This window comes from Caulobacter hibisci, from assembly GCF_016135805.1.
Classification (GTDB): Bacteria; Pseudomonadota; Alphaproteobacteria; order Caulobacterales; family Caulobacteraceae; genus Caulobacter; species Caulobacter hibisci.
The window spans coordinates 138169-159789 of record NZ_JADWOX010000011.1 but is presented as its reverse complement, the minus strand read 5'-3'; the positions used below and the strand labels follow the sequence as shown (position 1 = coordinate 159789).

23 protein-coding genes and 1 tRNA gene are annotated in these 21621 nt (G+C 68.1%); 14 read left to right on the top strand and 10 right to left on the bottom strand.

Going from position 1 to position 21621, the window contains the following annotated elements; all coding sequences use genetic code 11:
- Positions 1-42 precede the first annotated feature (42 nt).
- Positions 43-927 carry a DMT family transporter gene (locus I4Q42_RS16350; protein WP_198577164.1) on the bottom strand — a complete coding sequence of 295 codons (885 nt, stop codon included), beginning with the start codon at positions 925-927 and terminating at the stop codon, positions 43-45.
- Positions 928-1180: 253 nt separating this feature from the next.
- On the opposite strand from I4Q42_RS16350, the gene I4Q42_RS16345 reads away from it, so the two are divergent.
- Positions 1181-3268: a phosphocholine-specific phospholipase C gene (locus I4Q42_RS16345; protein ID WP_408611084.1), complete on the top strand. Its 2088-nt coding sequence runs from the start codon at positions 1181-1183 to the stop codon at positions 3266-3268.
- A 206-nt stretch (positions 3269-3474) separates the two neighbouring features.
- Here I4Q42_RS16345 and I4Q42_RS16340 read toward each other — a convergent pair whose 3' ends face one another.
- The 3 genes from I4Q42_RS16340 to I4Q42_RS16330 all read right to left on the bottom strand — a co-directional run bounded on the left by I4Q42_RS16340 (position 3475) and on the right by I4Q42_RS16330 (position 7018).
- Positions 3475-4896, bottom strand: coding sequence for a M23 family metallopeptidase (locus tag I4Q42_RS16340; protein WP_198577141.1), 1422 nt, complete (start codon positions 4894-4896; stop codon positions 3475-3477).
- Between the two features lie 231 nt (positions 4897-5127).
- Complete coding sequence (gene ctrA, locus I4Q42_RS16335; RefSeq protein WP_198577140.1) at positions 5128-5823, bottom strand: response regulator transcription factor CtrA; 696 nt, start codon at positions 5821-5823, stop codon at positions 5128-5130.
- A 406-nt stretch (positions 5824-6229) separates the two neighbouring features.
- Positions 6230-7018: a LytTR family DNA-binding domain-containing protein gene (locus tag I4Q42_RS16330; RefSeq protein ID WP_198577139.1), complete on the bottom strand. Its 789-nt coding sequence runs from the start codon at positions 7016-7018 to the stop codon at positions 6230-6232.
- A 116-nt stretch (positions 7019-7134) separates the two neighbouring features.
- Between I4Q42_RS16330 and I4Q42_RS16325 the strand changes: the two genes are divergently transcribed.
- The 4 genes from I4Q42_RS16325 (at position 7135) to I4Q42_RS16310 (ending at position 11248) form a co-directional block, all read left to right on the top strand.
- Entirely contained in the window at positions 7135-8148 is a 1014-nt protein-coding gene (locus tag I4Q42_RS16325; protein WP_198577138.1) for an alpha/beta hydrolase family protein, read from the top strand.
- Between the two features lie 59 nt (positions 8149-8207).
- The gene (gene fliI / locus I4Q42_RS16320) at positions 8208-9542 is read left to right on the top strand and encodes a flagellar protein export ATPase FliI (protein WP_198577137.1); all 1335 of its coding nucleotides are present in this window, start codon (positions 8208-8210) and stop codon (positions 9540-9542) included.
- 25 nt (positions 9543-9567) lie between these two features.
- Entirely contained in the window at positions 9568-9984 is a 417-nt protein-coding gene (locus tag I4Q42_RS16315; RefSeq protein ID WP_198577136.1) for a flagellar export protein FliJ, read from the top strand.
- 205 nt (positions 9985-10189) lie between these two features.
- Positions 10190-11248 carry an endo-1,4-beta-xylanase gene (locus tag I4Q42_RS16310; protein ID WP_198577135.1) on the top strand — a complete coding sequence of 353 codons (1059 nt, stop codon included), beginning with the start codon at positions 10190-10192 and terminating at the stop codon, positions 11246-11248.
- Here I4Q42_RS16310 and I4Q42_RS16305 read toward each other — a convergent pair.
- From I4Q42_RS16305 to I4Q42_RS16295, 3 genes are all read right to left on the bottom strand, one after another.
- Positions 11245-11625 carry a DUF4282 domain-containing protein gene (locus I4Q42_RS16305; RefSeq protein WP_198577134.1) on the bottom strand — a complete coding sequence of 127 codons (381 nt, stop codon included), beginning with the start codon at positions 11623-11625 and terminating at the stop codon, positions 11245-11247. The genes I4Q42_RS16310 and I4Q42_RS16305 overlap by 4 nt on opposite strands.
- A 152-nt stretch (positions 11626-11777) precedes the next feature.
- Positions 11778-12305: a hypothetical protein gene (locus I4Q42_RS16300; protein WP_198577133.1), complete on the bottom strand. Its 528-nt coding sequence runs from the start codon at positions 12303-12305 to the stop codon at positions 11778-11780.
- An 85-nt stretch (positions 12306-12390) separates the two neighbouring features.
- A complete protein-coding gene (locus I4Q42_RS16295) occupies positions 12391-12951 on the bottom strand; it encodes a hypothetical protein (RefSeq protein ID WP_332873094.1) in 561 nt (186 codons plus the stop codon).
- Positions 12952-13096: 145 nt separating this feature from the next.
- Between I4Q42_RS16295 and I4Q42_RS16290 the strand changes: the two genes are divergently transcribed.
- The 6 genes from I4Q42_RS16290 (at position 13097) to I4Q42_RS16265 (ending at position 17368) form a co-directional block, all read left to right on the top strand.
- Complete coding sequence (locus I4Q42_RS16290) at positions 13097-13828, top strand: beta/gamma crystallin-related protein (RefSeq protein ID WP_198577132.1); 732 nt, start codon at positions 13097-13099, stop codon at positions 13826-13828.
- 80 nt (positions 13829-13908) lie between these two features.
- Positions 13909-14046, top strand: coding sequence for an entericidin A/B family lipoprotein (locus I4Q42_RS16285; protein WP_198577131.1), 138 nt, complete (start codon positions 13909-13911; stop codon positions 14044-14046).
- Positions 14047-14362: 316 nt separating this feature from the next.
- Entirely contained in the window at positions 14363-14755 is a 393-nt protein-coding gene (locus I4Q42_RS16280; RefSeq protein WP_198577130.1) for a DUF983 domain-containing protein, read from the top strand.
- 99 nt (positions 14756-14854) lie between these two features.
- On the top strand, positions 14855-15010 hold the full coding sequence (locus I4Q42_RS16275; protein ID WP_110118489.1) for a DUF3309 family protein: 156 nt from the start codon (positions 14855-14857) through the stop codon (positions 15008-15010).
- 100 nt (positions 15011-15110) lie between these two features.
- A complete protein-coding gene (locus I4Q42_RS16270) occupies positions 15111-16559 on the top strand; it encodes an MFS transporter (RefSeq protein WP_198577129.1) in 1449 nt (482 codons plus the stop codon).
- 59 nt (positions 16560-16618) lie between these two features.
- Entirely contained in the window at positions 16619-17368 is a 750-nt protein-coding gene (locus I4Q42_RS16265) for a DUF599 domain-containing protein (RefSeq protein ID WP_198577128.1), read from the top strand.
- Between the two features lie 116 nt (positions 17369-17484).
- Here I4Q42_RS16265 and I4Q42_RS16260 read toward each other — a convergent pair whose 3' ends face one another.
- The gene (locus tag I4Q42_RS16260; protein ID WP_198577127.1) at positions 17485-17835 is read right to left on the bottom strand and encodes an MmcQ/YjbR family DNA-binding protein; all 351 of its coding nucleotides are present in this window, start codon (positions 17833-17835) and stop codon (positions 17485-17487) included.
- Complete coding sequence (gene msrA, locus I4Q42_RS16255) at positions 17835-18485, bottom strand: peptide-methionine (S)-S-oxide reductase MsrA (protein ID WP_198577126.1); 651 nt, start codon at positions 18483-18485, stop codon at positions 17835-17837. Before msrA ends, I4Q42_RS16260 begins: the two co-directional genes overlap by 1 nt.
- A 160-nt stretch (positions 18486-18645) precedes the next feature.
- Here msrA and I4Q42_RS16250 point away from each other — a divergent pair.
- A tRNA-Ser gene (locus tag I4Q42_RS16250) sits at positions 18646-18735 on the top strand.
- A gap of 529 nt (positions 18736-19264) precedes the next feature.
- Here the strand turns inward: I4Q42_RS16250 and I4Q42_RS16245 are convergent.
- Entirely contained in the window at positions 19265-20449 is a 1185-nt protein-coding gene (locus I4Q42_RS16245) for a hypothetical protein (protein WP_198577125.1), read from the bottom strand.
- Between the two features lie 318 nt (positions 20450-20767).
- On the opposite strand from I4Q42_RS16245, the gene I4Q42_RS16240 reads away from it, so the two are divergent.
- Together I4Q42_RS16240 and I4Q42_RS16235 are read left to right on the top strand one after the other, a co-directional pair.
- Positions 20768-20932, top strand: coding sequence for a hypothetical protein (locus I4Q42_RS16240; protein WP_198577124.1), 165 nt, complete (start codon positions 20768-20770; stop codon positions 20930-20932).
- A gap of 3 nt (positions 20933-20935) precedes the next feature.
- Entirely contained in the window at positions 20936-21475 is a 540-nt protein-coding gene (locus tag I4Q42_RS16235; protein ID WP_198577123.1) for a GNAT family N-acetyltransferase, read from the top strand.
- Positions 21476-21621 lie beyond the last annotated feature (146 nt).

The following is a 21621-nucleotide window of genomic DNA, read 5'->3' as shown; positions in this document are numbered from 1 at the left end:
ACGGCGCGCTCATCTCCACGATTAAGCAAAACAAGTTATATTTCAGGCGGCCGCCGGGCGCCCCTTGCGCGTCACAAGCCAGATCCCCCCACACACCAGCGCCAACGCGGCGGCGTTCTTCCAGGCCAGGACCGGCTCGTGCAGGAACAGGGCCGACAGCAGCACCCCGAACACCGGGATCAGGAAGTTGAACACCGCCAGCATGCCGACCGGGTTGTGCTTGAGCAGCAGGCTCCACAGGGCGAAGGCGGCGGCCGACAGGCCGGCCATGTAGGCCAGCAGAGCCAGGGAGCGGGCCTCGAAGCCTTCCAGACGGCCACCGAACGCGAAGCCGATGGCCAGCAGCACCGCCCCGCCGATCGCCAGTTGCCAGCCGGTCATGACCATGGCGTCCATCTTCTGCGAGATGGTCTTGCCCCAGATCGAGGCGGCGGCCAGCACGAAGGCGGCGATGACCACGAAGCCCTCGCCCAGCAGGGTGAACTCGAAGTCGAAGCCCTTCCCGCCCAGGTTCACGGCCAGTACGCCCATGAAACCGAGCAGACAGCCCAGCGCCTTGCGCGGGGTCAGGCGGTCATTGGCGTAGAGGAAGTGGGCCAGGATCACGCCGAAGAAGGCCCCGGTGGAGTTCATGATCGACGACTTCACGCCGGTCTCATGGGCCAGGCCGATATAGAAGAACACGTACTGCAGGGTGGTCTGCCCCACGCCCAGCATCGCGACCTTGGCGATCTGGTCGCGCGGCGGGACCAGGGATTTCCGCGACAGGGCCGCCAGCACCAGCAGGATCGACCCGGCCGCCACGAACCGCCAGCCGGCGAACAGCATCTGGGCCGCCGTGTCGGTCTTGGCCACGTGCAGCAGGGCGTAGCCGGCCTTCACCGCCGGGAAGGCGCTGCCCCACAGCAGGCAGCACAGCACCGCCATGCCGATGACGAAGCGCTTATCTCGGTAGAGGTCGGTGCGGGGGGACGTCACGGGCGGGGCCTTGTCGAAAAAAGCATCGCCGCCCCACGGCGAGCGGGGCGGCGATGATGAACTGCGCCCAGCTTCTAGGCTCCCGGCCGCCCGGCTTCAACCGCCCGCCCATTGTCACGAGACCGCAAAGCGGCGCGTGCTATCGGCGGCTCTGAACTCGGGAGGCCCGCCTTTGTCCGTCATCGATCGTCGCGGCCTGCTGATGGGCGCGGCCGGCGCCGCCGCCCTGCCCTCGCTGCTGGCCTCCACCCTGACCCGGGCCGCGGCCATCGACGCCGACGTCCGCAAGGGCACGATCCAGGACGTGCAGCACGTGGTGATCCTGATGCAGGAGAACCGCAGCTTCGACCATTACTTCGGGACCATGGCCGGGGTGCGGGGCTTTGGCGACCGCTTCCCGATCCCGGTGCGCGACGCGCCCGACCGCAAGGACGGGACGGCGTTCCTGCAGGCCTATGGCCAGGCGGGCGGCCCCGAGGTCGTCGCGCCCTTCCCGCTCAACACCACCCAGACCTTCGCCCACATGCGGGTGGAGGGCACGCCGCACGGCTGGGCCGACGCCCAGGACGCCTGGGACGAGGGCCGCATGGACCGCTGGCCGGTCGCCAAGCACGCCCATGCAATGGGCTTCTACGAGCGGGCCGACATCCCCTTCCAGCATGCGCTGGCTGACACCTTCACCCTCTGCGACGCCTATCACTGCGCGACCCAGACCGGCACCAACACCAACCGCCTGTTCCTGTGGACCGGGACCAACGACGGCCTGGGCCAGGCGGGCGGCCCCTCGATCTCCAACTCGCACGACGACTTCGCCGACAAGGGCGGGGCGGCCGAGCCCTATCGCTGGACCACCTATCCCGAGCGGCTGCTGGCGGCCGGGGTGAGCTGGCGTATCTACCAGGACATGGCCGACAACTTCACCGACAACCCACTGGCGGGCTTTGCCGCCTATCGCGACGCCCGGGCCGGCGCGGCGGGATCGGACACGCGGCTGAAGGACCTGGCCCTGACCACCTGGCATCTGGACAGGCTGGCCGAAGACGTGGTCGGGGGCCGCCTGCCGTCGGTGTCGTGGATCATCGCCCCGGCCGCCGATTCCGAGCATCCTGGCCCGTCGAGCCCGGCCCAGGGCGCGGACTACACCGCCCGGGTGATCGCGGCCCTGACCGCCGATCCCAAGGTCTGGGCGCGGACCGTTCTGCTTGTGATGTTCGACGAGAACGACGGCTTCTTCGACCACGTCCCGCCGCCGGCCCCGCCGTCGAAGGCGGCGGACGGCGTCGTGCTGGGCGGCTCGACCGTCGATACGGCCGGGGAATATCACCTGGTGCGCAACCCGACCGAGGCCAAGGCCGAGCGCGACCACCTGATGGACCGGCTCTACGGCCTGGGGCCGCGCGTGCCGATGTACGTGATCTCGCCGTGGAGCCGGGGCGGCTTCGTCAACAGCCAGGTGTTCGACCACGGCTCGGTGATCCGCTTCCTGGAGGCGCGGTTCGGCGTGGCCGAGCCCAACATCTCGCCCTGGCGGCGGGCGGTGTGCGGCGACCTGACCTCGTGCTTCGACTTCAAGACGCCCAACCACAGACCCGAACCGCCCCTGCCGCAGACGGCGCGGACGGCCAGGCTCGCGGCCACCCTGAAGACGACCACTACGCCGCCGACGCCGGCGACGCCGACCGCGCCGCTGCAGGACCAGGGGATGCGCCCGTCGCGCGCCCTGCCCTACCGGCTGGAGGTCGAGATCGCGATCCGCGACGGCGCCGCTGGCCTGGTCCTGACCAACCCCGGCGCGGCCGGCGCGGTGCTGCACGTCTATGACCGCTTGCGGCTGGACCAGCCCCCGCGCCGCTACACCCTGGGCGCGGGCGGACGGCTGGAGGACGCCTGGCCGGCCGGCGCCCATGACCTGTGGCTGCTGGGGCCGAACGGCTTTCACCGCCACATCGCGGGCGATGCCGCTGACGGGCTGGAGCTGCGGATCCGGGAAGCCGCCGATGGCCGCTCGGTCACGGCGATCGTCAGCAATGGCGGCGACAAGCCCCGCACCGTGATGGTCGAGGCCGTCGAGGGCCTGCCGGGCAAGCCCTGGCGCGCGACGCTGGCGCCGGGCGCGACGAAGACGCTGAAATGGCCGACCGACCGCGGCTGGTACAACCTCTCCGCCCGCTGCCCCGACGCCCCCTCCTGGCTCCGCCGCGCGGCCGGCCGGGTGGAGACGGGCAGAGACTCGGTCAGCGACCCGCTGATGGGCGGACCGGCGCGGCTGAAAAAATTCCCTCTCTCTTAGAGAGAGGGAGGGGCCCGCCGCGTAGCGGTGGGAGGGTGAGAGGTTTCACCGTCGGCCGGTAGCCCGAGGCGTTCCGCAAGTTTCGGGATCTGGAGGAGGTAAGCGCCCAACGACGGCGCTTCATTCGGTGAGTTTGTTACCTCTCACCCTCCCACGCTTGCAGCGTGGGCCCCTCCCTCTCTCTTAGAGAGAGGGATCAGGAAAACCTACCGCAGCCGCGCGCCTTCCGGAGCCTTCAGCTCCGCCAGCGCCAGGCGGCCGTTGCCCTTGCCGGCGAGGTCGGCCGGCACCGGGGTCTCGGCCTGGGCGTAGCGCGTGTCCGAGCGGCCGGCCTTGGCCAGCAGGGTGTCGAGCCGCGCGCGCTTGGCCTTGAAGGCCGCCAGCTCGCTGCCCGACAGCACCGTGCCCTGGGGCACCTTGGCGCCGATCGGGTTGACGCGCTGGCCGTTCAGCCAGACTTCGTAGTGCAGGTGCGGGCCGGTCGACATGCCGGTGGTGCCGACATAGGCCACGACCTGCCCCTGCTGCACGCGCATGCCCGGGCGGATGCCCTTGGCGTAGCGCGAGATGTGGGCGTAGCCGGTGTCCCAGTTGCCCGAATGGCGGATGCGCAGCCAGTTGCCATAGCCGGCCCAGCGCTTGGCCTCCAGCACCACCCCGTCGCCGGCGGCGAGGATCGGGGTGCCGGTGCCGGCGCCGAAGTCGACGCCCTTGTGGGCGCGGTTGTAGCCGAGGATCGGGTGGCGGCGGGCGCCGAAGGTCGAGGTGATGCGCGCCCCGTCGACCGGGGTGCGCAGCAGGAAGCCTTTGATGTTCTTGCCGGTCTCGTCGAAGAACTGGGTCTTGCCGTCACGCTCGAAGGCGTAGAAGCGCTGGCCCTTGACCTCGGCGTATTCCAGGTCGCCGGCCTCGATGGTGCGGCCGCTCTCGGTGACCTTGCGGTCGAACACCAGGCAGAACGGGTCGCCGTCCTTGATGTCGCGCGAGAAGTCGATCTTGTGCGAGAACAGCTTGGCGGCCTGGCTGACCACGGCCGGGCTGCCGCCGACGGCCGCCACGCTCTCGTAGAACGAGCCGTTCATGGCCCCGCACGAGACCTTGGTCTCGTCGCGGACCTCTTCCTCGATCTCGCGCAGCTTCAGCGCGCCGTCGAAGGTGCGCGACACGGTGACGGTCGAGGACGGGCTGGTGCGCATCGACAGGCCGACCAGCCGGGCCGGGCCGCGGCCATTGTCGCGGCGGCGGGCGATGGCGGCCTCGAAGGCCATGCCGGCCTTGATGTTGACGGTGTCCATGGCGCTTTGCAGCGTGCTGACCACCTGCTGGGCCTCGTCGGCGCCGACGCCGGCGCGCTGGACGGCGCCTTGCAGGGTCTCGCCGGGCTGGACCTTGACGGGAACGGTCTCGGGACGGTCGAAGCCGGGCTGGGCCTCGGCCTGGGCGAAGGCGACATGCTGCAGGGCCACCATGGCGGCCGCGTCGAGCGGCGCATGGGCGGCGACCACGGTCTGGGGCGAGTCGCCCGCGGTCAGCTTCCAGCCCAGGGCCAGGGCGGCTAGGCCGGCGACGGCGGTGAACAGCCGCGGCGCGAGACGCATCGTCGGGCGTCGCGGATCAAATTCCTGCATCGGTCCCCCGTTAGGTAGCGATGCCGTTTTCGTACAGGAACGGCACGGCCGGGAAGCCCCCCAGCAATCGTCGGGCCGGAACATGACGGCGCGGCCGCCGCCGATCAAGGACTATCCGGTGCTTCGGACCTTTTGTCACGGACATGGTTAACGCCTTGAAACGCAAAGAAAAACGCCCGCTGCAAGCAGCGGGCGCTTTCTGTCGAATCTTGGGTTTCGCGCGGGCGAATCTTAGGCGGCGTTGACCTGCTCGTTCGGGTCGCGCAGCACGTAGCCGCGGCCCCAGACGGTTTCGATGTGGTGCTTGCCCTGGGCCGAGGCCGCCAGCTTCTTGCGAAGCTTGCAGATGAAGACGTCGATGATCTTCAGTTCCGGCTCGTCCATGCCGCCGTACAGGTGGTTCAGGAACATCTCCTTGGTCAGGGTCGTGCCCTTACGCAGCGAGAGGAGTTCCAGCATCTGGTATTCCTTGCCGGTCAGGTGAACGCGGTTGCCGTTCACTTCCACCGTCTTGGCGTCCAGGTTGACGATGATGTCGCCCGTCTTGATGACCGACTGGGCGTGACCCTTCGAACGACGGACCACCGCATGGATGCGGGCGATCATCTCGTCCTTGTGGAAGGGCTTGGTCATGTAGTCGTCGGCGCCGCCCGAGAAGGTCTTCACCTTCGTGTCGATTTCCGACGAGCCCGACAGGATCATGATCGGCGTGTTGACCTTGGCCACGCGCAGGGTGCGCAGCACGTCGATGCCGCTCATGTCGGGCAGGTTCAGGTCGAGCAGGATCAGGTCGTAGTCGTAGATCTTGCCCAGATCGACGCCTTCCTCGCCCAGGTCGGTCGTGTAGACGTTGAAGCCTTCCGACTTCAGCATCAGCTCGATCGTCTGCGCAGTGGCGCTGTCATCCTCAATCAGCAGTACCCGCATGGAACCCTCCCCGCCAGACGGCGGCGCTTATTCGACAGTGGCGGACAACCGCCGGTGAAACCCGTCCACCAGTTTGGCGGACAGTTAATTTAAGACTGGTTAATGGTGAACGCGTGATCTGGCCGAATGGTTAATATGATTTGCGAATCGGGTGCAAGCGGTCGGGAAACCGTTGCGCACATTGGCCGCAGGCGGTTTTCAAGCTCTGCCTTGAACCCTTAAAAACGCAGCAAACCCAACGGTTAACAGGGCCTCGCGCGCTACGGCCGCGTTAAGAAGGTGCAAGGTCACGTTCTTACTTGCGGCGAGATTGCGGCGTTCTGTCGCGAGAATTTCAGTGGGAATTTTTCGCCTCTGACGCGCGCTCGCAAAGCTTGAGCAGGGAAATCGCGACGTCCGGACGCCGTCAGCCGGCCAGGCTCGACTCGTCGGCGGCCAGCCATCCCGCCGCCCTCAGCCGGGCCACCGAGGCGCGGGCCACCGGGGCGGTCTCGCCATCGACCAGCCGGAGGCGCAGGTTGCGGCCGTCGCGCTCGATCCCGGCCACCGCCCGCCGCGACACCCACCACGAGCGATGCACCTGCAGGCCGTCGAGGCCGCTCAATCCCTCCAGCACCCGCGCCATCGGCCCGGCCTCTAGCCGCGACCCAGTCTCGGTGCGCACCCGGACATAATGGTCCTCCATCTTCAGATAGAGCACGCTAGCGGCGACCAGGGGCGCAGGCGCCGGCGAAGGCGCGGGAGCGGCGACGACCAGCGGCGCGGCGGCGCGCTGGGAAGCCAGCCTGGCCCGCAGGAACGTGAAGCCCACCGCCAGGGGGCCCGAGAAGGCCAGGCACTGGCCGTACCAGTCCAGGGGCGAGAACCGCTTCAGGAACGGCCACAGCGCGGTCGCGGCCGGGGCGACCACGACCGCCTGCAGGCCGCTGCCGACCAGGATCGCTACCGCCACCAGGATCGGGGCCGGGATCGTCGTGCGCCGCGCCGCCTCGGCAGCCAGCCGGATCAGCAGGCCGAAGATCAGGATCCCGGCCCAGAAACAGCCGATCCAGTAGATCGCGCGCACGGGGAAGGGTCCGTTGAAGTAGCTGCCGAACGGCCCGACCATGCCCAGGAAGGCCCCCATCGCGGTGGCGACGGAAAGGTCGATCGCCCATTCGCGGGCGGTTCCGAGCATGGGGCCCTGGCCGGTCATGGCCGATCTATAGCGCCGTTCGCCGCTTCGCGAACCCGTTCGCCCATTCACGCATGAAGCGTGGCGGCGCAAGGGCCGGGACCGCATCGCTGGGCTCTCTTCAACCGGAGCCTTCCATGTCGCCCCTTCGTCTCATCCCTCTGCTGGCCGCCCTGGCGCTGGCCGGCGCGGCTCACGCCGCAGAACCTTCCCCTGGGCCTCATATCGGCTTCATGCGCGTCACGACCCCCGATCCGAAGGACGGCGCGCCGATCGAGGTCGGGATCTGGTATCCGACCGACACAGCCGAGACCGGCCCGATCGGCGGCATGGAGAGCCTGCCCGTCGCCCCCGGCGCGCCGGTCGCCGGCGAGCACCTGCCGCTGGTGGTGATGTCGCACGGCAACGGCGGCTGGTTCGGCGGTCACTACGACACCGCCGCCGCCTTGGTCAGGAAGGGCTTCGTCGTCGCCGCCCTGACCCATACCGGCGACAACTACCGCGACCAGAGCCGCGCCCTGGAGATGACCGAGCGGCCGCGCCAGCTCAGCGTGCTGATCGGCTACATGCTGGACGCCTCGCCGATGCATGCTCGCATCGACGCCGCGAAGGTCGGCGCCTTCGGCTTCTCGTCGGGCGGCTTCACGGTGCTGGCGGCGGCCGGCGGCGAACCGAGTCTCGCGACCACCTTTCCGGGTCATTGCCTCAAGCACCCGACCAACTACGACTGCCGCCTGAGCGCCGGCCAGCCGCTGCCGGCCAGCGCCCTGGCGCCGACCTGGACCCACGACGCACGGATCAAGGCCGTGGTCTCGGCCGCCCCGGCGCTCGGCTTCACCTTCGACCGTAAGGGCCTGAAAAACCTGACCCAGCCGCTGCAGCTGTGGAAGGCGGCCGACGACGAGATCCTGCCCGATCCGGACTATGCCGAGGCCGTGCACCGCGCCCTGCCCCGCCCCCACGATTACCGCGTCGTTCCGGGGGCGCGACATTTCGACTTTCTCGTCCCCTGCGGCCCGCAGGCCGCCCAACGCCTGCCCGGCCCCTTGTGCGCAAGCGCTCCGGGCTTCGATCGGGCCGCTTTCCATGCCGATTTCAACAGGCAGGTTGCGACATTCTTCACCACCCGACTGGGCGTCGCGGAACACTGAATTTCATGCGCGATTAACCATGATGGCCGAGTCTGCGCGGGTCGCTTCCAGGAGCCGTCTTGCGCAGTCTCATCGCCGCCGTCGAACGTCTTGATCCGCTGACCATCTTCGGTCGCGTCGCCGCCGTGAACGGCCTGCTGATCGAGGCGCGGGGCGGGCTGACCCGCCTGGCCGTCGGCGCCCGCGTCGAGATCGAGCGCCTGAACCTGCCGACCCTGCCGGCCGAAGTCGTCGGCTTCCGCGAAACGCGCGCCCTTCTGATGCCCTTCGGCCCCGTCGAGGGCGTGGCCCCCGGCGCCGAGATCAAGATCATGCCCGAAGGCGCCGTGGTGCGCCCGACCAAGGCGTGGCTGGGCCGGATCATCAACGCCTTCGGCGAGCCCATCGACGGCCTGGGCCCGCTGCCGCAGGGCGAAGTGCCCTATCCCCTGAAGACCCCGCCGCCGCCGGCCCACGCCCGCGGCCGGGTGGGCGAGCGCCTGGACCTGGGCGTGCGCTCGATGAACGTCTTCACCACCACCTGCCGCGGCCAGCGCCTGGGCATCTTCGCCGGCTCGGGCGTCGGCAAGTCGGTGCTGCTGTCGATGCTGGCGAAAGAGGCCACCTGCGACGCCGTCGTGGTCGGCCTGATCGGCGAACGGGGCCGCGAAGTCCGCGAGTTCATCGAGGAGACCCTCGGCGAGGAGGGCCTGCGCCGCGCCATCGTCGTGGTCGCCACCTCGGACGAGCCGGCCCTGACCCGCCGCCAGGCCGCCTACATGACCCTGGCCATCGCCGAGTTCCTGCGCGACCAGGACCTGGAAGTGCTGTGCCTGATGGACTCGGTGACCCGCTTCGCCATGGCCCAGCGCGAGATCGGCCTGGCCGCCGGCGAGCCGCCGACCACCAAGGGCTACACGCCCACCGTCTTCACCGAACTGCCCAAGCTGCTCGAGCGCGCCGGCCCTGGGCCCATCCGCGCCGACGGCACCACGGCCGCCCCGATCACCGCCCTGTTCACCGTGCTGGTGGACGGCGACGACCACAACGAACCGATCGCCGACGCCGCCCGTGGCATTCTCGACGGCCACATCGTCATGGAGCGCTCGATCGCCGAGCGCGGCCGCTTCCCGGCCATCAACGTGCTGAAGTCGATCAGCCGGACCATGCCGGGCTGCCAGCTGCCGCACGAGCGCGACATCGTGAAGTCCGCCCGCCAGGTGCTGTCGGCCTATTCCAACATGGAAGAGCTGATCAAGATCGGCGCCTATCGCGCCGGCGCCGACCCCACCGTCGACCGGGCCATCCAGCTCAATCCGGCGGTCGAAGCTTTTCTCAGCCAGAACCCCGACGAAGCCACGAGTCTTGACGATTCGTTCAACTTCCTCGGCCAGATTCTCCAAAGCGCAGCTTGACGCTTTTCGTACCGAGTAAGTCAGCATGACCAAGTGGGCCGCCTCCCTGATCCGCATCTCGAACCACGAGGTCGAGACGCTGCAGAAGCGCCTCTCCGAGGTGGTCGATCGTCTCGAGGCCGCCGAAATGCGGGTCGTGCTGATGGACGCCGAAGCCGAGGCCGAGTTCAAGCGCGCCGAGGGCGACGCCTCGTCCGGCTGGTACATGATCGGCTACCGCAAGGGCCTGCAGGTGCGCCGCGCCGAGGCCCTGCTGGAAATCGACCAGATCCGGATCGAGGAAACCGGGGCCCGCGACGCCCTGTCGGTGGCCTTCGAGAACCTCAAGAAATACGAGCACGTGGCCGAGACCGCCAAGGCGGCCCTGGCCAAGAAGGTCGGCAAGATGGAAATGGCCGCCCTGGATGAGCTGGGCCTGCGCCGCGCGGCGATGGGTCGATAACTTCCTTCTCCCCTTGCGGGAGAAGGTGGCGGCGAAGCCGACGGATGAGGGGGCGCTAGGCCTCTCCGCCAATTTCTGAGAGACCCCTCACCCGACCTCCCTCCGGGAGGCCACCCTCTCCCCCAGGGGGAGAGGGATCGTGATGAACTTCACCCTTCCGCAAACTCCCCATGCTTTCCTCGCGACAGATCGCCGCGAGGGTTCCATGTCCGACGTCTCACGCCGCGCCGTGCTCGGCTCCAGCCTGGCGCTGGCCGCCTGCGGGCAGACGGCGCAGAGCCAGCCGGTTCCGGCGAACCTGCCGCCGCTGAAGGCCGTCGCGCCGTTCCGGATCGGATCCTCGGTGCAGGCCCTGCATCTCGACGAGCCCGGCCTGGCCGCCCTGCTGCGCCGCCAGATCAGCCAGCTGACGCCCGAGTGGCAGATGAAGATGGAATACATCGTCCAGCCGGACGGCTCGTTCCGCTTCGACGCCCCCGACAGGATCGTCGCCTTCGCCCAGGCCAACGGCATGGCCGTGCTGGGCCACGTGCTGGTCTGGTACGCCCAGGCGCCGGAGGCCTTCGAGCGGCTGGACGAGAGCCGCATCGGCTTCGAGCAGGCCTATCGCAACTACATCCTGGCCGTGGCCGGGCGCTATCGCGGCAAGGTGGTCGGCTGGGACGTGGTCAACGAAGCGGTGGCCGAAGACGGCGACGGCTGGCGTCAGAGCCTGTGGTCGAAACGCCTGGGGGACTTCGAGCACATCGCCCTGGCCTATCGCACCGCCCGCGAGGCCGATCCGGCGGCGACCCTGCTGCTCAACGACTACAATCTCGAATACATGCCCAGGAAGCGGGCCACCTTCCTGAAGCTGGCCGAGCGCCTGCTGGCCTCCGGCGCGCCGCTGACCGGGATCGGGACCCAGATGCACGTCGCCGCCGACATCCGGCCCGGCGAGATCACCACGATGATGAAGGACCTGGCGAGCCTGGGCCTGCCGATCCACCTGTCGGAACTCGACGTGTCGCTGGTCCGCGCCCAGAACAAGTTCCTCGGCCGCGGCGAGCTGGAACAGCGCCAGGCCCGCACCTATGGCGAGGCGGCCGAGGCCTTCATGGCCCTGCCCGAACGCCAGCGCTTCGCTTTCACCCTGTGGGGCCTGCGCGACAGGGATTCCTGGCTGAAGAAGGAAAACGCCGCCGACGCGCCCGCGCCGTTCGACGACGCCGGCCGGCCCAAGGCGGGCGCGGCGGCGCTGGTCGAGGCGTTCAGGCGAGGCTAGCCGCCCGGACCGCGAACGCTGGTGGCCACGGCGTGGTCGGCGTCGTTGGCCTGGCGCAGGGCGCGCAGGTCCTCGCTGATGCGGAAGACGGCGACGTAGAACTCGCAGAAGGCGCGCCACAGCAGCACCAGGCCGGCGGCGACCAGCAGACCGGCGATCAGCACCGGGAAGGCCAGCAGCAGCGAGGCGACGCCGCGCTCCTTCAGCGCCAGGCCCACGGCCGCGCCGACGACGGAAAAGGCGAACAGGGCCACCACGCCCAGGCCAGCCCAGTAGATCAGGTGGATGACCGGCCCGGTGACCAGTCGGTCGAAAGTCAACAGATCCCAGAACAGCGCGCTCGACCCGCGCCCCTTGGATTTCTTGGCCGGAGCCATCCGACACACCTCATCTCAGCGGACTGGCGGAGACCGCCTAAGTTTACGCTGCATCGCTAGCAGCGTGAGGCCCGCTCGGCAATGCCGGGCGGGCCTCGTGCGTGGTCGGAAGAAGACGCGGTGTTAGTTCGCGTCCCTGACGAGAACGCGCCTTACTTCGGCGCGGCCGCGCCGGCCAGGGCCGCATCGATCTGGGCCTTGGTCGCCGTGGTGCTGACGCTGCCGTCGGCGCCGGCGCTCAGGCTGGCCTTGGGCAGGGCGAACTTCTTGTCGCCGCTGCTGACCACGACATTGGCCGAGCCGTCGGCGCCGGTCGAGGTTCCGCTGACCGTGCCGACCACGGCGCCGGAGGGATCCTTGATCTCGGAACCGACCGCGACGTTGGCCGCCACGGTGGCCGAGGACGGCGTGCCAGCGGCGTCGGCGCCCGCGGCGCCAGCCGTGGTCGAGTCAGCCGGCGGCGTGGTCGTGGTGGTGGTCGAAGTCGTGCTGCTGGTCGTCGACGGCGGTTGCTGCGTCGTGGCGGCCGGCGGCGTGGTGGTCGAGGCCGGCGGCTGCGCGGCGGCGGCCGGATCGGCCGGATTGGTGGTGTTGGTGTCCTGCGCGGTGCTCTGCGCATAGGCGGCGCCAGCGATCGAAAGGGTCGCGGCGGCGGCGAGATAGGCGAACTTGGTCTTCATATTTGCGCTCCGTCGGAGGGCCCCTGCCCGCTCAACCAACGCGACCCGGTTTGTAACGGTTCCGAAACAACGCGTGATCACACGCTCAGGGCTTGGCGGCGACCAACGGCGGCGCTTCCTGGATCGGGGCCTCGTCGTCCTTCAGGCCGGCCGCCTTCATCGCCGACTTCAGGGTGTAGACCGACGGCGCGGTGCTGGTGGTGAAGGCCAGTTGTGCGGTCAGGGCGGGGTTCTCGGCCTCGTTGGCGAAGCCGCCGTCGCGCACGGCGTTGAAGCCGACCGCATAGCTCTTGCCCGGCTTGGTGCGACACAGGAGGACGAAGGTCTTGCCGTCGTTGAGCAGGCGCGGGGCCCGCACGCATTCGGGCCGCTCGCCGCCGGCCGCGTCGGCGTAGTTCCAGGCCAGGGGCGTCATCTTCTGGTCGAAGGCGACCTTCAGCACCAGGATTCCCGGCGCCACGGCCTCACCCGCCGCCGGCCAGGTGGCCGTGACTTTCGGCGGCAGGGTCGGCGGCATCACCGTCACCGGCGACACCGGCGTCGGCTCGGGCCGGGGCGGCTGCTGGGCCAGGGCCGCGCCGGAGAGGCTCAGCAGGATCGGGAGGGCGAGAAGGGACGCGCGCATGAGCTGAACAATGGCGATCAAGCGCGGCCTTCTCAAGGCGCCAGGCGACACGCGGCCAACGCTCGCGAAGCGACAGTCGCCCTGCCAGCGGATCATTCAGGTGGCGTTCACGCGGCGACGGGCTAGCTTGGCCTCAACGATGAAACGCCTTTCGGGAGACCCCGCCATGCGCCCCGCCCTCGCCCTGCTCGCCCTCGCCGGCGCCGCACTGGCCGTCTCCGCCCCGGCCTCCGCCCAGGATCGCGGCTACGGCCGCCCGGACTCGACGCCGCGCGGCTCCTACCAGGACAGCTGCCGCGACATCACCGTCCGCCGGGGCGAGATCAGCGCCCAGTGCCGCGACAACCGCAACCAGTGGGTCTGGACCAGCGCCAACGCCGACTGCCGGGGCGACATGACCAACCAGAACGGCCGGCTGGTCTGCCTGTCCGGCGGCGGACGCCCCGGCACGCTGCCGCGCGGCTCGTATCTGGAGAGCTGCCGCGACGCCGCCGTGCGCGGACGCGAACTGACCGCCCAGTGCCGTAACGACCGCGGCCGCTGGAACTGGACCAGCGCCGACGCCGACTGCCGGGGCGACATGACCAACCAGGATGGACGCCTGGTCTGCTACGGCGGCGGCGGACACCCCGGCCAGGGCGGCGGATGGCGCGGCGGCGTCGTGCTGTACCAGGACGGCGGCTTCCGCGAGCGCTCCGTCGAGATCAACGGCGACACGCCCGATCTGCGGGCCTTCAACTTCAACGACCGCGCCTCCTCGATCCGGGTCCAGGGCGGTGACTGGGAACTGTGCGACGACATCAACTACGGCGGCCGCTGCTGGCGGGTGTCGTCCGACATCGTGCAGTTCTCGCCCGACATGAACGAGCGGGTCAGCTCGCTGCGCCGGATCCGCTGATCCCGCGCCGGAAACTCCACCTTGAAGCGGCGCGCGGGGCGGCTAAGCTCCGCGCGCCCTCCCCCTCTATGAGATTTCCCATGCGCAAGTTCGTCGTCCTGGCCGCCGCCGCGGCCGCCCTGCTGGTCTCGGCCTGCAACACCATCGAAGGCGTCGGCCGCGACGTCTCGGCCGCCGGCCGCGCGGTCTCCGACACCGCCAAGGACGCCAAGCACTAGGTTCGACGACCTCGGCGCGCCCGTCCTCCGACGCGGCGCGCCGCTCGCCTACAGCCACGGCGCCCGCCGCCCCATACTGGCCTCAATGGTCACTCAGACTTGCCACCGGCGCGGCAAGTAACCCCCGCGACAGCGTTCAGCAGCCAAAGCTTAACCAGACGCGGCGAAGCATTAACCTTGCTGAAAAGTTCATTCGCGCACGATGAACGCGGAGGATGAATTCTTTCCGAGATCGCCTATTTCAGGGCGTAATATCTGCTTCCAAAGCGCACATGCGACCGAAAGTGCTCTTTGCACATAGCGGCGCCGGAGCCATATGGACGCCATGACCGACCGACCCGTACCCAGCGTCCTGACCGGCATGAAGCGCGGCGTTCTCCACCGTTGTCCCAACTGCGGCGAGGGACGCCTCTATGCGCGCTACTTGAAGGTCGAGTTCGACTGCGAGGTCTGCGGCCATCACCTGGCCGCCTATCCGGCCGACGACGGCCCGGCCTATTTCACCATACTGATCATCGGCCACCTGTTCGTCGCGCCGCTGCTGCTGTTTCCGTTCATCTGGCAGGCTTCGCCTTGGCTGGTCGTGCCGCTGACCATCCTGCCCCTGGCCGGCCTGACCCTGATGCTGCTGCCCCGGGTCAAGGGCGCGGTGATCGGCGCCCTGTGGGCCAATGGCCTGCGCAAGGCGCACGACGCCCCCGGCGGCTAGGCCTGAGACGCGTCGCGGAACCGTAGCGGCGCAGGTTGCATTCCCTCCCCCGAAGCCGAGGCGCCGAACGCGGTCCGCCCGGCCAGACGGGAGATCCGAATGCTCGGCACGATCCTCATCATCATCCTGATCCTGGCGCTGGTCGGCGCCCTGCCCACCTGGGGCCACAGCCGCTCGTGGGGCTACTTCCCCAGCGGCGGCCTGGGCCTGGTTCTGGTGATCATCATCATCCTGGTCCTCATCGGCAGGATCTGACGGCGCTCAAAGCCCGCTTGGAGCGCGGCGGCGTCTTCGCCTAAGGTCAACTCCAACGGCCCGAGCCAACACGGCTTGGGCCGACAGGGGGGAAGCCAGGATGACCGACGCCGTCGCGCCGCAGGACCAGCCCGCGGCTCCATCACTGACCCCGTCGGCGCGCGCGAGGGCCATTCTCGGCGGCTCGGCGGGCAATCTGGTCGAATGGTACGACTGGTTCGCCTACGCCGCCTTCACCCTCTATTTCGCGCCTCACTTCTTCCCCAAAGGCGACCAGACCGTACAGCTGTTGCAAGCGGCGGCGGTGTTCTTCCTGGGGTTCGTGGCGCGCCCCGTCGGGGCCTGGCTGATGGGCCACTACGCCGACCGGGCCGGACGGCGCGCCGCGCTGTCGGTCTCGGTGTCGCTGATGTGCGTCGGGGCGCTGATCATCGCCCTGACGCCCGATTTCAAGACCATCGGCCTGTTCGCCCCGGCCGTGCTGCTGATCGCCCGCGTGCTGCAAGGCCTGTCGGTCGGCGGCGAGTACGGGGCCAGCGCCACCTACATGAGCGAAATGGCCGGCAAGAGCCGTCGCGGCTTCTGGTCCAGCTTCCACTACGTGACCCTGATCGCCGGCCAGCTGATCGCCCTGGCGGTGCTGATCATCCTGCAACGAACCCTGGCCAAGGAAGACCTGGCCGACTGGGGCTGGCGCATTCCGTTCGTGATCGGCGCGGCCCTGGCCGTGGTGGTGTTCTGGATCCGGCGCGGCCTGGAAGAGAGCGTCTCGTTCAAGACCGCCGACAAGCCGGCCGAAAGCATCGGCAAGACCCAGCGCAATCTCGCCCTGCTGTTCTTCGTGCTGACCCTGGCGGCCGGCGGCTGGATCCTGGCCAAGCCCGGCCTCGTGCCGCAGGTGCTGGCGGGGGTCTTCCTCGTGGGCTTCTTCGCCACTCTGGTCGCGCCGCTGCTGGCTCGCCATCCGCGCGAGACCCTGATGATCATGGGCCTGACCGCCGGCGGCTCGCTGACCTTCTATGTCTACACCACCTACATGCAGAAGTTTCTGGTCAACACAGCCGGGTTCGAGAAGGCCCAGGCCTCGGAGATCAGCGCCATCAGCATGATCGTCTTCATGCTGCTGCAGCCGCTGTCGGGCTGGCTGTCGGACAAGCTGGGCCGCAAGCCGATGCTGATCGCCGCCTATGCCGGCGGGGCCCTGACCATCTGGCCGATCATGAGCGGGATCGCCGCCACCGACTCCGTTCCGGTCGCCCTGGCCCTGATCGTCGCCGGCATGACCATCCAGTCGGCCTATACCGCCATCAGCGCCGTGGTTAAGGCCGAGCTGTTCCCGGCCCACGTGCGCGCGCTCGGCGTGGCCCTGCCCTACGCGGTGGCCAACGTGCTGTTCGGCGGCACCGCCGAGATGGTCGCCCTGGCCTTCAAGCACGCCGGAATCGAGAGCGGCTTCTATCTCTACGTGGCGGGGATCATGAGCGTCGGCCTAGTCGTCGCGGTCCTGCTGCGTGACACCGCCAGACATAGTCTGATCGCCGAGGATTGACCCCGGCGCTCGCCCCGATATCCCCTGTCGTCGACTCCCGTTTCCCCAACAGCGTGCCCATGCCGATTCTCGACATCCTGGCCCTCAGCCTCTTCGTCTTCGCCTGGCTGTTCTACGAGCCGCTGCTGCGGCGACTGGGACAGGGCAAGAACCTGATCAACACCGACATGACGGTGATCCGCCGCCGGTGGATGACCGAGATGGCGGTGCGCGAGGTCGCGCTGCTCGACGGCCAGTTGCTGGGCCACGCCATCAACTCGGCCAGCTTCTTCGCCTCGTCGAACCTGATCCTGATCGCCGCGGCGGCCGGCGTGCTGTTCGGCGGCGACGCGGCGCTGAAAAGCGTCGAGGGCCTGAAGGTGCTGGCCCAGACCACGCCGGTGATGTTCCAGATCAAGCTCGGTTTGGTGCTGTTCACCCTGGCCCGGGGGCTGCTCGACTTCATCTGGGCGTTGCGCCAGATGAACTACTGCCTGGCCGCCATCGGCGCGACGCCGATGTGGGCCCCGCCCGCCGTGCTGGCCGAATACGCCGAGGCCGCCGGCGGCATCCTCAACCCGGCGCTGTCGGCCTTCAACGCCGGGGTGCGCGGCTACTATTTCGCCCTGGCGGCGGCCGCCTGGCTGCTGGGTCCCTACGCCTTCCTGGCGGCCAGCATCGGCGCCCTGGTCCTGCTGGTCTGGCGCCAGCGCCGCAGCCGCGCCTCGGCCGCCGTGCGCAAGGTGCGCCAGATCCTCGAGCGCCAGCCGGTGGTGCATGGGCCGCACCTGCGCGGGCTGGCGGGCGATCCGCCGGAGGACCGGATTTAGTCTGGGGAAGACCCCCTCCGGCCCTCCGGGCCACCTCCCCCAGAGGGGGAGGATCTTGTCGCTTCAGATGCTCCCCCTCTGGGGGAGCTGTCGCGGAGCGACTGAGGGGGTCTTCTTTACAGACCCAGCTCCGCCCTAACCTTCTTCGTCAGCTTGGCCGCGACCAGCGCGTGGGCCGTCTTCAGCCAGTCGGCGACCTCGGCGTCGTCGAACGAGGCCAGGTCCTCCAGCTTCACCCACTTGGCGCGGGCCAGGTACGGCGCGGCGATCGCGCGCCCTGTCTCGGTCAGCACCTCGTAGGCGACGTCCGAGACCTTGAGCGACGCGCCGCCGCCGTGGGTGACGCCGGTCCCGATGACGGCGAACATCTTGCCGCCGATCTTGTAGACCTGGTCGTCGCCCCACTGGACGGTCATGGTCGCGGCGGGCAAGGCCATGGCCGCCTCGTGGAAGGCCTTCGGCGTCATCAGGCCTCGACGCCCACGCCGATCGGGCAGGTCACGCCGGTGCCGCCGATGCCGCAATAGCCGCCCGGGTTCTTGGCCAGGTACTGCTGGTGATAGTCCTCGGCGAAGTAGAACGGGCCGGCGGCGGCGATCTCGGTGGTGATCGCGCCCAGGCCCTTGGCCGACAGGGCTTCCTGGTAAGCCTCCTTCGACGCCATGGCCGCGGCGGCCTGGGCGTCGTTGGTCGGATAGATGCCCGAGCGGTACTGGGTGCCGATGTCGCCGCCCTGGCGCATGCCCTGGGTCGGGTCGTGGTTCTCCCAGAAGGTCTTCAGCAGGGTCTCGTAGGTCACGGCCTTGGGGTCGAACACCACCAGCACCACCTCGGTGTGGCCGGTGCGGCCGCTGCACACTTCCTCATAGGACGGGTTGGGCGTGATCCCGGCGGCGTAGCCAGCGGCGGTCACATAGACGCCCGGGACCTGCCAGAACACCCGCTCGACGCCCCAGAAGCAGCCCATGGCGAACACCGCCGTCTCCAGGCCGTCCGGATAGGGGCCCTTCAGCGGATGGCCGTTGATGAAGTGGAGGTCGGCGGTGGGGATGGCGGCCGGGCGGCCCGGCAGGGCGGTGTCGGCGGTCGGCAGTTCCAGGGTCTTCTTGAACAGCATGGGACGGGGCCTTTCGGAGGCGGGAGTTTCTTAAGCCCCGATATAAGTCGTCGCAGGCCCGGTTTCACCCTGTAACGGCGCTTGCTACGAGTCGCTGCCTGAGTATATTGCGCCCCTTCCCGCGCCGGGGGTCTCAACCACCCCCGACTCGCAGTGCGCTGGTGAGGTGGCCGAGTGGTTGAAGGCGCACGCCTGGAACGCGTGTATAGGGGAAACTCTATCGAGGGTTCGAATCCCTCTCTCACCGCCACCACCATCATCTAAATCGTTGTATTTATTGAGTTTGCGGAATCTCCCGCGAGACTCAACCCCCGCACTGACCCCCGCACCACTTTCTGCGTTCGGCAATTTCGTGCCCCTGCGCGTGACGGCGGTAGAACGGCGGTCTGATTCGGACGGCCGACTTGGCGAGCACGGCCATCCGCCCCCCCACCGCCATATCACGCGCCCGAGCGCCTTGTGCATTGAGGACAGCTTCGGCCCAGTTCAGCCAGCCGCAGGCTCGACCGCCTGTCGCACCAAGCCGATCGCATCAAGCAACAGACGGTGATCGCCAGTTAGGCCCTGGCGCTTTTCGTACGGTTCTGGCTGGCGAACACGTTAGCCCTGCCCGAAGCAGCCCTCGCCGCCCAACAGGCCAAGGGAAAGGAGCGCTACGAGAATTTCCTGAACGCTCTTGGCCGAAGGCTGTCCAAAGGCAAGACGATCTCGCATGACATCGAGGCGCGAGGCGCGACCGCAGACGGCGCCGGCCTCGACGATGTTGAGACCTCCCCCCATCAGGACAGGTAGTGGCAAATCTGGTCCAGCGTCAGGACGACCTGCAAGGCTCGCACCTGAGTATAGGCGTCTGGCGGCGCGGCGCCGTGGGCAGCGCCGTGTCGCGAGGCTATCGCGTCGCCAATGAGGGGATCAAAGTCTCGAAACATATTGCTTTCCAGGTAGCCCTGGAATTCGGTTGGGAAGAACAGGGTGTCAGTCGCCCCGGCCTTCTGCGCGCCGGCCAGACCGGCGAATTTCAACAGTGCGCCGGTCTTGGCGTTGGTGCTGTGAACGGCGATGTGGCCATCCTGGAGAATGCCCTCCAGCTCGGTGAGCAGGGTTTTGATCGCCGCGACCGGATCGGCGCGCTTGTAGCTCTCAAGGCCAGATCTGAGAACCACTTCCCGCTTTGCGAAATGCGGATTGGACATCCAGCGTCCGCCCAGCGCGTCGATCCTGCCAGCATCGAAGTTGCCGACGATGACCTTGTTGCAGCGGCCAAGGTCGCGCGCCTCGAGCACGGCATTGTAAAGCGAGCGGAACTCGTCGTTGTGCAGTTCCAGGAAGGGAAACCAGCCTTCGTTTGTCAGGCTCGCAGAGACGCTGGCTTCCCCCAGCGCGGCATAGCGCTCAAAGAACAACATGGTGCGGTAGAGCCGCGCGAGTGTGGCTTCCATGTAGGCCTGGTCAAACTCCCCGCTCAGATCAAAGTACAATCCAAACCGCCATCCTTCCCGGAAAAGGACGATGACCCGGTCCTGATTGGAAAAGACCAGCCCAGGAAATCGCGTCGCCACCACGTCGAGGATTGCGTCCTCATAGATGGGATCACCCTTCTCAACGGACCGCTTGAGGCGCGCAGACATCTCGACTTCGACCTGATCCACCCACAAGTCGGCCGTGTCGTCGGCGTGGATGTGAACCAGGACCAAGCCAGCTGCCTCGATGTTGGCCGCTGCGCCGATCTTGGCCAGTTCATGCCGCAGGACGCCGGCGAACCCTTTGACCAGGACATGGAAGAAATGCTGATCGGAGGTCGTCCCATACCGAACAAGAATTTCGGCGACCTCGCCCTTTGCGGCTGTGTCCATCGAGAAGCCGGCGAGCTTTAGTTCGGGAAAACGGATCGGCGTCGGCGCATCACCAGCCCCTGCGCCGCTTTCCTTAGTCAGGTCAGGTTCCGGGCTCGTCGGGTCAGGCATAGACGGGATGCTCCTGGCTCATAGCTCAGCCTAACCAAGTCGCCGGCAAAGTCGAACTTGCGCCATCGCCTACTCGTCCAACCCGACGGGATCGATCCGCTGGCTAAGTCGATAATGCCTTAGCGCGCGGCGTACTCGCCTCGGCCGCCAGGGACGGTATTGAAAACGTTGTCGGCAATCTCCGTGACGAAAGTGGAGACACTTTCAACGCGATGGTGAGTTTTCAACACGATGTTGACTCACATACGCTTTAAAACCACATATCGAAGACGCCAGCGCGCTGGCGCAGACAGCCTTTAAAGGCTTTGGAGGACCGTGATGGCCGCCGTGCCGTGGACCCGCAACGACGATAGCACCGCTCGCCAAACGGCGCGCGTGCAGGAGTTTGTCGATCGCGTCCGTCCCAACGCTGGCGAGACGCGTCTTGCGCTCCAGAAGGTCTATCAAGCCTACGCCGCGACGGTGGCTCGCCGCCCTCGATAGCCGGTGGCGCTGCCGCTCGACCCTAGCGAAATCACGTTTGAGCCGTACGCTCCGGGGCGGGCGTACGGGAAGTTCGTGTGCGGCGAGGATATGATCGACCGCTGGTTCCGGGAAAAGGCCGCCATCCACCACCAGGATCGCTGCCGTGTGGTTGTCGCCCACGCGCCTCAGTTCGACTACCCAATCGGCTTCTACGCGCTGGCGTTCGCGGTCCATGGCCTGAACAGAAAGGCGTTGCCGGCTTTCTTTGGCCAAGACCACTTCGCCGCCTTGAACCTAGAGTGGCTCGCCGTTCACCGAGGTCTCCAGGGCAACGGCTTAGGCATGATCTTGATGGGGCGCGTGCTGAGCGACTTCGCCGCCATCAACGACATAGCCCACGTTCCCGCACTCACCCTGAAGCCCATCAGCGAAGCTGTCGTGCCGTTCTACAAGCGGATCGGCTTCGTAAGCTTCCAGCCAAAGGTCCGAGGCGGCGGCCTGTTGCTGCCTGCCTCCGACCTGGCGCCTGCCGGGGTCGAGCCCCTCGATCACATCGAGTAGTCGCGCTCGGATAACTCGCGCGCATTGAAGGTTAGCTCTTCACGAAGAGCAGCACCGATTAGCCCCAATCGCCGAGGGGTCGAGCCTAGAACGTAAATGGAACGCGGCAACGGATTTCGTTGAATACGGCGCGGGCGCCGGCAACA